Below are 12,296 nucleotides of genomic sequence, written 5' to 3'. Positions count from 1 at the left end.
CACATTCAACAACGGAACGCGGAGCGTCCCCAGAGGCATTCCCACGCAGAGCGTGGGAACGATCTCTGACAGGCATCAGTTCTTGTGAAGCTTACGCATCAACTCCGCCTCAGCCTGGGTCAACCCGCAAGACTGAGTCAGTTCATCAACCGTCGCCCCCATTCCCACCAATCGCGCCGCCTGGGCGAACGACAGGCTCGACGGGTCGCGCTGTTCCAGCTGTGCCAGTTTGTCCGGCAAGGGACCAACCACCGCGCGCAGTTCGTGCAGGTCTTCACCCATGCGCACGTTGCCGCTCTGGTAGTCGTCCACGCGTTTGGCCAGGTCCTTGATGCGCTGATCCCGCAGCGCATCGCCCTGGGCCTGTTGAGCGGCGATCAGTCGTTGACCGCGAATGTACGCCAGAAACATCGCCAGCGTGCCTGCCCAGAAGAGGAACAGGACAATGACCGCAACCTCAAGAATCAATCAGATGTTCTCCAGGTCCGACCATTCTTCTTCGCTCATCATCTTGTCCAGCTCGACCAGGATCAGCAGTTCGTTGTTCTTGTTGCACACGCCTTGAATGAACTTGGCGGATTCTTCGTTACCGACGTTTGGCGCAGTTTCGATTTCCGACTGACGCAGGTAAACCACTTCGGCCACGCTGTCGACCATGATCCCGACAACCTGCTTGTCGGCTTCGATGATGACGATACGGGTGTTGTCGCTGATCTCCGCATTCATCAGGCCGAAGCGCTGACGGGTGTCGATCACGGTGACCACGTTACCGCGCAGGTTGATGATGCCCAGCACGTAGGTCGGGGCACCCGGAACCGGGGCGATTTCGGTGTAGCGCAGGACTTCCTGGACGCGCATCACGTTGATGCCGTAGGTTTCGTTGTCCAGCTTGAAGGTTACCCATTGCAGGATCGGATCTTCGGAACCCTTTGCAGCCGTCGCCTTATCATTCATACCCTGACCCCTCAAAAAACCGCCCTGGCGGTGTGTGTTCTGTGCAGCGGCATTCACTGCCGTTGCGTGTTTTTTATGCTGGTTTGTGAGCCGGCTTGATATTGCTTATGTGCTTTGCCCCGCCACTGGCGATCAACTCGGCCAGCGCGGAGACGTCGAGCAATGCACACATGTGTTCAATCACAGTGCCCGCCAGCCATGGCCGTTGACCACGGTGGCTGCGCCATTTGATTTCGTTCGGGTCCAGGCGCAACGAGCGGCTGACCTGATGCACCGCCAGCCCCCACTCGTAGCCCTGAACCGAAATAACGTATTGCAGGCCCTGCCGGAAATCGTCGCGGTAGCGGTCGGGCATGACCCAACGTGCGGTGTCCAGGACTTTCAGGTTGCCGGCCTGGCTCGGCAGAATCCCGAGGAACCATTCTGGCTGGCCGAACAGCGGCGTCAGCTCGTGGCCCGCCAACGAATAAATCGAACCCAGGCACACCAGTGGCACCGCCAGGGTCAACCCGGCGACGTCGAATAACAGACACTCGAACGGCTCGGCGGCCCACGACGGGCGACCATCGGTTTCGACCGGTGGCGGCGTGTTGCTCGGTGGCAAGTGGACTTCGACGACGGGCGGCACCAATGTTTGCAGCAGGGGTGCAATGGTCGATACCGGTGCGAGGATCGGTGCCGGCGCCTCCATGACCGGCGCTGGCGCCTTGGCCACGGCGGCGATCACGGGCGCTGCAACCACAGGTGCGGCAACTACAGGCGCAGCAACCGCCGCCGGGCGTGCATCGCGCGCTTGTTCTTCGAGGACCGCGGCCTGGAATTCGTCCAGGGTGTTATCCGGTTCGAGCACTTCGGCGGGCGCTTCGATGATCGGCGCAAGCTCCTCCGTCGCGTCCTGCAGCAAGCTGTCCAGATAATGCTGGAGCGCCAGTTGCGGGCGAGAGGTGATCTTCACCGGCCGATTCATTTAAGCACCACGCAAGGAAGGTTCATCTCACGCCACCTGCGCGACAGATTGCTGCGCCAGCAAATGCTTGAGCAGCGCACGGTAAGCGAGAACTCCACGGCTCTTGCCGTCGAATTGCGAAGGCGTTAGGCCGGCCCGGCTCGCATCCCGCAAGCGGGTGTCGACCGGGATGTAACCTTGCCAGATTTCTTCCGGGTACTTGTCACGCAGCACGCGCAGGGTCCCGAGGGACGCCTGGGTACGACGGTCAAACAAGGTCGGGATGATGGTGAACGGCAGCGCCTGTTTGCGTGAACGATTGATCATGTCCAGGGTGTTGACCATGCGTTCCAGGCCTTTGACGGCCAAGTGCTCGGTCTGCACCGGGATCACCAATTGCTGGCTCGCCGCCAAGGCATTGACCATCAGCACACCGAGCAACGGCGGGCTGTCGATCACCGCGTAATCGAAGTCCTGCCACAACTGCGCCAGGCTCTTGGCGATCACCAGGCCCAAGCCACTCTGCCCCGGCGATTGACGCTCAAGCGTGGCCAGTGCGGTACTCGAAGGCAGCAGCGAAATACTGTCGTGACTGGTGGGCAACAACAACTGACCGGGCAAGCCTTGCGGCACGCTGCCCTTATGCAGGAACAAGTCGTAGCTGCTGTGTTCCAGGCTATCGGGATCGTAGCCGAAGTAGCTGGTCATGGAGCCGTGCGGATCGAGATCGACCACAACCACGCGCTTGCCCGCCTCGGCCAGCAAACCGGCTAAAGCGATAGAGGAAGTGGTTTTACCAACACCACCCTTTTGATTGGCAACGGCCCAGACTCTCATTTGAATGTTTCCTCCCGGCCGACGAGGTCAGCCGAGAAATAGCTCAACGTTTTAATGCGGGTGACGGAGAATTGACGGCGCTCTCTCGTACCGGCGACTTGACCGCTGACGGTGCAGTTTGTGTGCCAGCACGCTTCAACGCGGCGTCCGGTTGCGCATGAGCGGTTCCGGTGCCGGTGAGGCTGCGACGTACATCGAGATTGCGCGAAACCACCAGCACCACACGACGGTTGCGTGCCCGGCCTTCGGCGGTGGCATTGTTGGCCACGGGCTGAAACTCGCCATAACCCACGGAGGCCATTCGGCTCGGGTTCACGCCCTGCATCGCCAGAATGCGCACAATGCTCGCCGAGCGGGCCGAGGACAGTTCCCAGTTAGTGGGGTACTGCGCGGTGCGGATCGGTTGATCGTCGGTAAAGCCTTCGACGTGAATCGGGTTGTCGAACGGCTTCAGAATCCCGGCCACCTTGTCGATGATATTGAACGCGTTGTCGCTGGGCATGGCATCGCCGCTGCCGAACAACAGGCTGGAATTGAGTTCGATCTCGACCCACAACTCATTGCCACGCACGGTCATCTGATTGGAGCTGATCAGGTCGCCGAACGCCGCGCTGATGTCGTCTGCAATGCTTTTGAGCGGGTCGTTGGAACCGGCAACACCGGCATCGACCTGCTCGCTGTCTTTCACCAACGGCTTGGCCGGCGTCACTGTCATCGGTCGCTCTTCACCCACCGGGATCGGTTTGAGAGAGCGATCGGCATCGGTGAAGACCCCGATCAGCGCTTGCGAAATGATTTTGTACTTGCCTTCGTTGATCGACGAGATCGAGTACATCACCACGAAGAATGCGAAGAGCAAGGTAATGAAGTCGGCATAGGAAACGAGCCAACGTTCATGGTTTACATGTTCTTCAGGTTGGCGACGACGAGCCATAATCCATTACCCCCATCAATCCATGAAGCCCTGAAGCTTCAACTCAATAGAGCGAGGGTTCTCACCTTCGGCGATCGACAGGATCCCTTCCAGCAACATTTCGCGGTAACGCGATTGGCGCAATGCAACCGATTTGAGCTTGGACGCAATCGGCAGCAACACCAGGTTGGCACTGGCCACGCCGTAGATGGTGGCGACGAAGGCCACGGCAATGCCGCTGCCCAGTTGCGTCGGGTCAGCGAGATTGCCCATGACATGGATCAGGCCCATCACCGCACCGATAATCCCGATGGTCGGCGCGTAGCCGCCCATGCTTTCGAAGACTTTGGCGGCCTCGATATCGCGGCTTTCCTGGGTGTAGAAATCCACTTCCAGAATGCTGCGAATCGCTTCCGGTTCCGCACCGTCGACCAGCAACTGAAGGCCTTTGCGCGAGTAGCTGTCGGGTTCGGCATCGGCCACCCCTTCCAGGCCCAGCAATCCTTCCTTGCGCGCGGTCAGGCTCCAGTTCACGACTCGATCAATGCCACCGGCCAGATCAACGCGAGGTGGAAACAGAATCCAGCCAACAATTTGCATGGCGCGCTTGAAGGCGCTCATCGGCGACTGCAACAAGGCTGCGCCAATGGTCCCACCGAGAACGATCAGCGCCGCCGGGCCGTTGGCCAGCGCGCCAAGGTGGCCACCTTCAAGGTAGTTGCCGCCAATAATGGCGACGAACGCCATGATGATGCCGATAAGGCTTAAAACATCCATCAGATACACGCCTCGACCAAGTGCTTGCCAATATCTTCCAGCCCATAGATCGCATCCGCGAGATCGGCTTTGACGATGGCCATCGGCATGCCGTAGATCACGCAACTGGCTTCATCCTGAGCCCAGATCGCGCTACCGCTCTGTTTGAGCAGGCGAGCACCTTCACGACCGTCGGCGCCCATGCCGGTGAGTACGACCGCCAGAACTTTGTCGCCGTAGGACTTGGCTGCCGAACCGAAGGTGATGTCCACGCACGGTTTGTAATTGAGACGCTCGTCGCCCGGCAGGATTTTCACCGCGCCACGGCCGTCGATCATCATTTGCTTGCCACCCGGTGCCAGCAACGCCAGGCCCGGACGCAGGATGTCGCCATCCTCGGCTTCCTTGACGCTGATGCGGCAGAGCTTGTCCAGACGCTCGGCGAAGGCCTTGGTGAAGGCTGCCGGCATGTGCTGGACCAACACGATCGGTGCCGGGAAGTTGGCCGGCAACTGAGTCAAGACTCGTTGCAGCGCAACCGGACCGCCCGTGGACGTGCCGATGGCAACCAGTTTGTAGGCTTTGCGCTTGGGTGCAGGCGACGATGGGCCGGGGGACGCAGGGGCATGATGCGTACGTGTCGGGATCGGTGCCGGTGCAGGGCGCGAAGGTGTGCTGCTGCCGTAACTGCTGACGCTCGAAGGCGCGGGCGTCGGGGTTGGCGCGGCAACCGGTGCCGGCGCGCTGTAGGCGCTGGCGCGACGGTTACTGCGTGAAATGCTGAGAATCTTCTCGCACAGCAGTTGCTTGACCTTCTCCGGGTTACGGGAGATGTCTTCAAAATTCTTGGGCAGGAAATCGACGGCGCCGGCGTCCAGCGCATCGAGGGTGACCCGGGCGCCTTCGTGCGTCAGCGACGAGAACATCAACACCGGCGTCGGGCAGCGCTGCATGATGTGCCGCACGGCGGTGATGCCGTCCATCATGGGCATCTCGTAGTCCATGGTGATCACGTCCGGCTTGAGGGCCAGGGCCTGATCGATCGCCTCTTTTCCGTTGGTCGCCGTACCGACGACCTGGATATTCGAATCCGCTGAAAGAATTTCCGAGACGCGGCGGCGGAAAAACCCCGAATCGTCCACCACCAGGACTTTAACTGCCATAAACACTCCGTTAGACGCAGCGGGGCCTCAGTCGCCCCGCTCCACCAGAATCAAATACGCCGTGTGGCGTAACGCTTGAGCATGCTCGGAACATCGAGAATCAGCGCAATACGGCCGTCACCGGTGATGGTGGCGCCCGACATGCCCGGGGTTCCCTGGAGCATTTTGCCCAATGGCTTGATGACCACTTCTTCCTGGCCCACCAGTTGATCGACGACAAAGCCGATCCGCTGCGTGCCCACCGAAAGGATCACCACATGGCCTTCGCGCTGCTCTTCGTGAGCGGCGGAGCTGACCAGCCAGCGCTTGAGGTAGAACAGTGGCAGCGCCTTGTCTCGCACGATCACCACTTCCTGGCCGTCCACCACGTTGGTGGTCGACAGGTCGAGGTGGAAGATCTCGTTGACGTTCACCAGCGGGAACGCAAACGCCTGGTTGCCGAGCATGACCATCAGCGTCGGCATGATCGCCAGGGTCAACGGCACCTTGATGACGATTTTCGAACCCTGGCCCTTGGTCGAGTAAATGTTGATCGAACCGTTGAGCTGGGAAATCTTGGTTTTCACCACGTCCATGCCCACGCCACGACCCGACACGTCGGAGATCTCGGTTTTGGTCGAGAACCCTGGCGCAAAAATCAGGTTGTAGCACTCGGTATCGCTCAAGCGATCGGCCGCATCCTTGTCCATCACACCGCGTTTAACCGCGATGGAACGCAGGACGTTCGGGTCCATGCCTTTGCCGTCATCGGAAATCGACAGCAGGATGTGGTCGCCTTCCTGTTCGGCAGCAAGGACCACCCGGCCGCCACGGGACTTGCCCGAAGCTTCGCGTTCTTCCGGCGACTCGATGCCGTGGTCGACCGCGTTGCGTACCAAGTGGACCAGCGGGTCGGCCAGGGCCTCGACGAGGTTCTTGTCGAGGTCGGTTTCTTCACCGACCAGTTCCAGGTTGATCTCTTTCTTGAGCTGGCGAGCCAGGTCGCGAACCAGGCGCGGGAAGCGCCCGAAGACTTTCTTGATCGGTTGCATCCGGGTCTTCATGACCGCGGTTTGCAAGTCAGCCGTGACCACGTCGAGGTTCGACACAGCCTTGGACATTGCCTCGTCGGCACTGTTGGCACCCAGGCGAACCAGGCGGTTACGCACCAGCACCAATTCGCCCACCATGTTCATGATTTCGTCGAGGCGAGCGGTATCGACCCGCACGGTGGTCTCGGCTTCGCTGGCCGGTTTTTCCGGTGGCGGCGCGGCTGGAGCACGGACCGGGGCCGGTGCAGCAGTGGCGGCTGGTTTCGGTGTTTCAGCTTTCGGTTCAGGCGCCTTGGCGATCGGGGCCGGTGCGGCAGCCTTGGCGACGGGTGCCGCGACATTCGATACAGCAGAACCTGTGCCGACTTCGCTGAACTTGCCTTTACCGTGCAATTCGTCGAGCAGCGATTCGAACTCGTGATCGGAGATCAGATCACCACCCGCCGCCGCTGCAGTTGGCGCAGCAGGAACTGGCACAGAAGCAATGGCCGACTCCAGCGCATCCACCGCAAAGTTGCCTTTGCCGTGCAACTGGTCGAGCAGTGCTTCAAATTCGTCGTCGGTAATGTCGGAGCTATCGCCTGCCGCTTTCGGGGCGGCTGGTGCAGCTGGCGCGGCGGCCACGGCATCGACAGCGAACTGGCCTTTACCGTGCAGTTGATCGAGCAAGGACTCGAACTCGGCATCGGTGATTTCGTCGCTCGCAGCGGCATCGCTGGAAGGCGTTGGTGCAGGTGCAGCCGCCGGAGCCTCAGCTTGAGCCTTGACGGCATTGAGCGAGTCCAGCAGTTGTTCGAATTCGTTATCGGTGATGTCGCCCGATTCGGCTTCAGCGGCAGGCGCTTCAAACACTTCAGCGACCGGTGCAGCTTCATCAGCCGTTTGCGGCTCGGCCAGTCGGGCCAGAGCTGCCAGCAATTCAGGTGTGGCAGCCGTGATCGGGCTGCGCTCGCGGACTTCGCTGAACATGCTGTTCACCGCGTCCAGCGCTTCGAGCACCACGTCCATCAGTTCTGAATCAACGCGACGCTCACCCTTGCGCAGGATGTCGAACACGTTCTCGGCGATATGGCAGCACTCCACCAGCTCGTTGAGCTGGAGGAAGCCGGCGCCCCCTTTTACAGTGTGAAAACCGCGAAAAATTGCATTGAGCAAGTCCGCATCATCCGGTCGGCTCTCAAGCTCGACCAGCTGTTCGGACAGTTGCTCTAGAATCTCGCCGGCCTCAACCAGGAAATCCTGAAGGATCTCTTCATCGGCGCCGAAGCTCATGTATGGGGTGCTCCTAACAGGTTTAAAAACCTAAAAAACCTAGAATGCTAAAACTCTAAAATCCCAGGCTGGATAGCAAATCGTCCACATCGTCCTGACCGGACACAACGTCTTCTCTTTTATCGGCATGAATCTGCGGACCTTCACCCTGAGAGAGATGTTTTTGCGGATCTTTTTCAGCCAGCATCGATTCACGGTCATGTTCGATACCCGCAAAGCGGTCTACCTGGCTGGCCATGAGTACGAGCTTGAGCAAATTGCTTTCAACTTCGGTGACCAATTGGGTCACACGCTTGATGACCTGACCGGTGAGGTCCTGGTAATCCTGAGCCAGCAGGATGTCGTTGAGGTTGCTCGACACCATGCGGTTGTCTTCGATACTGCGAGTCAGAAAACCGTCGACCCGACGGGCCAGTTCACGAAACTCTTCAGCCCCGACTTCACGACGCATGAACCGGCTCCAGTCGGTGCTCAACGCCTGGGCTTCATCGCTCAGGTTGTTGACCAGCGGCGTGGCGCTTTCCACCAGGTCCATGGTGCGGTTGGCCGCGGCCTCGGTGAGCTTGACCACATACCCCAGGCGCTCGGTGGCGTCCGTGATCTGTGACACTTCCTCGGCTTGCGGCATGTTCGGGTCAATCTGGAAGTTGACGATCGCGCTGTGCAGCTCGCGAGTGAGCTTGCCCACTTCCTGATACAGGCCGCGGTCACGGGTCTGATTGAGCTCATGGATCAGTTGCACAGCCTCGCCGAACCTGCCTTTTTCAAGGCTGGCGACCAGTTCGACGGCGTGTTTTTTCAGGGTCGATTCAAAATCGCCCAGTGAAGATTCTTTATGCTCCATAGCTCCCCCGTGGCGCAGTGGATCAACCGATGCGTTCGAAAATCTTCTCGATTTTTTCTTTCAACGCCTGGGCCGTGAAGGGTTTGACCACGTAGCCGTTTACACCGGCCTGGGCTGCTTCAATGATCTGCTCGCGCTTGGCTTCAGCGGTCACCATCAGCACCGGCAGGTGCTTGAGCTTTTCATCGGCGCGCACGTGACGCAGCAAGTCGATACCGGTCATGCCAGGCATGTTCCAGTCCGTTACCAGAAAGTCGATGCTCCCGCTGTTGAGAACCGGAATGGCAGTAGTGCCATCGTCGGCCTCGACCGTGTTGGTGAACCCAAGGTCACGCAACAGGTTTTTTATGATCCGCCGCATCGTTGAGAAGTCATCAACGATGAGGATTTTCATGTTCTTGTCCAATTCGACCTCCAAGCAGTCTTAAACGCGCCCAGCACCTGGACGCGCCATTTCAATCAATCCGGCAATGCATTCGATGACTGTCTGGAGCACAACAGATCGCAACCGGTGCCGTTCAAAACCGCACCAGCCACGTTCGCAGTGTCCCCACACTGCCTTCAGCGCGCTCGCCACTCCCCCAAACGCCCCCGCAAGCGGGCCGCGCACTGGCTGTGTAACTGGCTGACCCGCGATTCGCTGACCCCCAGGACCTCACCGATTTCCTTGAGATTCAACTCTTCGTCGTAGTACAGCGCCAACACCAGTCGCTCGCGCTCCGGCAAATTGGCAATCGCGTCCGCCAGCGCCGCCTGGAAGCGTTCATCTTCCAGATCGCGTGACGGTTCGAGATGAGCACTCGCGCCATCCTCGTGCAGCCCTTCGTGTTCGCCGTCTTGCAACAGATCGTCGAAACTGAATAGGCGGCTGCCCAGGGTGTCGTTCAAAATCCCGTAATAATCGTCGAGACTCAATTGGAGTTCGGCCGCAACCTCGTGATCTTTAGCGTCACGGCCGGTTTTAGCTTCAATAGAGCGAATTGCGTCACTGACCATGCGGGTATTTCGGTGGACCGAGCGTGGCGCCCAGTCCCCCTTGCGCACTTCATCGAGCATTGCGCCGCGGATTCGTATGCCCGCGTACGTCTCGAAACTCGCGCCTTTGCTGGCGTCGTATTTGGTCGATACTTCCAGCAGGCCGATCATCCCGGCCTGAATCAAATCTTCAACCTGCACACTGGCTGGCAGACGCGCCAGCAAATGGTAAGCAATGCGTTTGACCAGTGGCGCGTAACGCTCGATCAGCTCGTACTGCGCGTCACGCGCCGACTTCTTGTAGAGGTTGTAGCCACTGGCTGTCATAGGACGGGTCCTGCGGTCTGTTGCACGAGGCGCTCGACGAAAAACTCCAGGTGCCCACGCGGGTTGGCAGGCAACGGCCACGTATCGACCTTCTGAGCGATGGCCTTGAACGCCAGGGCACACTTGGAACGCGGGAAGGCTTCGTACACGGCGCGCTGTTTCTGCACGGCCTTGCGCACGCTTTCGTCGTAAGGCACCGCGCCGACGTATTGCAGGGCGACGTCGAGGAAGCGATCGGTGACTTTGGTCAACTTGGCGAACAGGTTGCGACCTTCTTGCGGGCTCTGGGCCATGTTGGCCAGGACACGGAAGCGGTTCATGCCGTAATCGCGGTTGAGCAATTTGATCAGCGCGTAGGCGTCAGTGATCGAGGTGGGCTCATCGCAGACCACCAGCAATACTTCCTGGGCCGCGCGAACAAAACTGACTACCGAGTCACCAATACCTGCAGCGGTGTCGATGACCAGTACGTCGAGGTTGTCGCCAATATCACTGAACGCCTGGATCAGGCCGGCGTGTTGCGCCGGGCTCAAGTGAACCATGCTCTGTGTACCGGACGCCGCCGGAACGATTCGAATACCGCCCGGCCCTTGCAACAGAACGTCGCGCAGCTCGCAGCGGCCTTCGATCACGTCGGCCAGGGTACGTTTGGGTGTCAGTCCCAGCAGGACGTCAACGTTCGCCAGGCCCAGGTCAGCGTCCAACAGCATGACGCGACGGCCGAGCTCAGCCAGGGCCAGCGACAAATTCACTGACACGTTAGTCTTGCCGACGCCACCCTTGCCGCCGGTCACCGCGATCACCTGTACGGGATGCATGCTGCCCATGTTATTTCTTTACCTTGTCTTGCATAGACGGAGGCCACATTACTGGCTGCGCGTTCGCAATTGGAACAATGCATGGCAGACCATCGATGTAGGTACAAAAACTGTTCATTACTACCTTAGCCAACCTGCTTGGTCGGGCTGTGGTAAATATCAGCGAACATGTCAGCCATGGCTTCTTCGCTGGGTTCTTCCTGCATTTGTACGCTGACGGCACGGCTGACCAATTGATGACGACGCGGCAGATGCAAATCATCCGGAATCCGCGGACCGTCAGTCAGGTAGGCCACCGGTAACTCATGACTGATCGCCAGGCTTAACACCTCGCCCAGACTTGCCGTTTCATCCAGTTTAGTCAGGATGCAGCCAGCGAGCCCGCAGCGCTTGTAACTGTGATAAGCGGCTGTTAGAACCTGTTTCTGGCTGGTGGTTGCCAATACCAGATAATTTTTTGATTTGATGCCACGTCCGGCCAGGCTTTCAAGCTGCATGCGCAGTGCCGGATCGCTGGCCTGAAGGCCCGCGGTATCGATCAGCACGACGCGTTTGCGCAGCAGCGGCTCCAGTGCCTGAACCAGGGACTGGCCCGGATCGACGTGGGTTACCGACACATTGAGGATACGCCCCAACGTCTTGAGTTGTTCCTGGGCACCGATGCGGAAGCTGTCCATGCTCACCAGCGCGATGTTCTGCGCGCCGTACTTAAGCACGTAACGGGCCGCGAGTTTGGCCAGCGTGGTGGTCTTGCCCATGCCGGCAGGACCGACCATGGCAATCACACCGCCCTCTTCCAGTGGTTCGACTTCCGGCGTGGCAATCATCCGCGCCAGGTGCGCCAGCAACATGCGCCAGGCCTGACGGGGCTCATCGATGTCGGGAACCATCGCCAGCAAATCGCGGGACAACGGGCCGGACAAGCCGATGCGTTGCAGGCGACGCCACAGATTGGCCTGGGCCGGACGGCTGCCTTGCAGTTGATTCCAGGCCAGCGAGCCGAGCTGCACTTCCATCAGTTCGCGCAGGCTGTTGAGTTCGAAACGCATCGAGTCGAACGCACGCGGATCCACGCCGCCCGCGGCAGGTGCCGGTGCTGGCGCAGCGCGACGCGGCTCGGCGTAGGTCGGCTCGATCAGCGGCTCGGCGGCGGTCAGCGGCAGACCGGCGAACAGCTGGCGATTGGTGGTCTTGTCGCCGTCAGTTTCGCCATCGCCACGCAGGCTCAGTTCGGCCTGGGCGGTGACGATCCGCGACTGGGTCTTGCGCAGCTCATCCTCGAGTTCCATGTTCGGAACACGCGGGGCCAGCGCCGACAACTTGTAATCCAGGGCAGCCGTCAGCTCGACACCACCGGCGATCCGGCGATTGCCAATAATGGCTGCATCGGCGCCCAGCTCATCACGAACCAGTTTCATGGCCTGACGCATATCGGCGGCGAAAAAACGCTTAACTTGCAT

Annotated in this window: 13 protein-coding genes; all 13 read right to left on the bottom strand. The window is 59.8% G+C overall.

Features of this window, described 5'->3' with window-relative positions; translation table 11 throughout:
• Positions 1–75 precede the first annotated feature (75 nt).
• Positions 76–468, bottom strand: a complete 393-nt coding sequence (locus tag LOY55_RS07805) for a DUF2802 domain-containing protein (protein WP_046032851.1) — start codon at positions 466–468, stop codon at positions 76–78.
• Complete coding sequence (locus tag LOY55_RS07800; protein WP_046032850.1) at positions 469–954, bottom strand: chemotaxis protein CheW; 486 nt, start codon at positions 952–954, stop codon at positions 469–471.
• A gap of 73 nt (positions 955–1,027) precedes the next feature.
• Positions 1,028–1,921: a CheW domain-containing protein gene (locus LOY55_RS07795; protein WP_223522591.1), complete on the bottom strand. Its 894-nt coding sequence runs from the start codon at positions 1,919–1,921 to the stop codon at positions 1,028–1,030.
• 27 nt (positions 1,922–1,948) lie between these two features.
• Positions 1,949–2,737, bottom strand: a complete 789-nt coding sequence (locus LOY55_RS07790; protein WP_109786419.1) for a ParA family protein — start codon at positions 2,735–2,737, stop codon at positions 1,949–1,951.
• 43 nt (positions 2,738–2,780) lie between these two features.
• A complete protein-coding gene (gene motD, locus LOY55_RS07785) occupies positions 2,781–3,671 on the bottom strand; it encodes a flagellar motor protein MotD (RefSeq protein ID WP_046032847.1) in 891 nt (296 codons plus the stop codon).
• Positions 3,672–3,686: 15 nt separating this feature from the next.
• Positions 3,687–4,427, bottom strand: a complete 741-nt coding sequence (locus tag LOY55_RS07780) for a flagellar motor protein (RefSeq protein WP_046032846.1) — start codon at positions 4,425–4,427, stop codon at positions 3,687–3,689.
• Entirely contained in the window at positions 4,427–5,569 is a 1,143-nt protein-coding gene (locus LOY55_RS07775) for a chemotaxis response regulator protein-glutamate methylesterase (RefSeq protein WP_223522590.1), read from the bottom strand. The genes LOY55_RS07780 and LOY55_RS07775 overlap by 1 nt, the downstream gene beginning before the upstream one ends.
• Positions 5,570–5,619: 50 nt before the next feature.
• Positions 5,620–7,872: a chemotaxis protein CheA gene (locus LOY55_RS07770; RefSeq protein ID WP_223522589.1), complete on the bottom strand. Its 2,253-nt coding sequence runs from the start codon at positions 7,870–7,872 to the stop codon at positions 5,620–5,622.
• Positions 7,873–7,927: 55 nt separating this feature from the next.
• Positions 7,928–8,716, bottom strand: a complete 789-nt coding sequence (locus LOY55_RS07765; RefSeq protein ID WP_046032843.1) for a protein phosphatase CheZ — start codon at positions 8,714–8,716, stop codon at positions 7,928–7,930.
• Between the two features lie 22 nt (positions 8,717–8,738).
• The gene (locus LOY55_RS07760; RefSeq protein ID WP_003183998.1) at positions 8,739–9,110 is read right to left on the bottom strand and encodes a chemotaxis response regulator CheY; all 372 of its coding nucleotides are present in this window, start codon (positions 9,108–9,110) and stop codon (positions 8,739–8,741) included.
• Between the two features lie 167 nt (positions 9,111–9,277).
• Entirely contained in the window at positions 9,278–10,018 is a 741-nt protein-coding gene (gene fliA, locus LOY55_RS07755) for an RNA polymerase sigma factor FliA (protein WP_007894214.1), read from the bottom strand.
• Positions 10,015–10,845, bottom strand: coding sequence for a flagellar synthesis regulator FleN (fleN, locus tag LOY55_RS07750; RefSeq protein ID WP_003222917.1), 831 nt, complete (start codon positions 10,843–10,845; stop codon positions 10,015–10,017). Before fleN ends, fliA begins: the two co-directional genes overlap by 4 nt.
• A 116-nt stretch (positions 10,846–10,961) precedes the next feature.
• Entirely contained in the window at positions 10,962–12,296 is a 1,335-nt protein-coding gene (flhF, locus tag LOY55_RS07745; RefSeq protein ID WP_046032842.1) for a flagellar biosynthesis protein FlhF, read from the bottom strand.

The organism is Pseudomonas sp. B21-040 (assembly GCF_024748695.1).
Classification (GTDB): domain Bacteria; phylum Pseudomonadota; class Gammaproteobacteria; order Pseudomonadales; family Pseudomonadaceae; genus Aquipseudomonas.
This window is presented reverse-complemented; position numbering and strand designations above follow the sequence as displayed.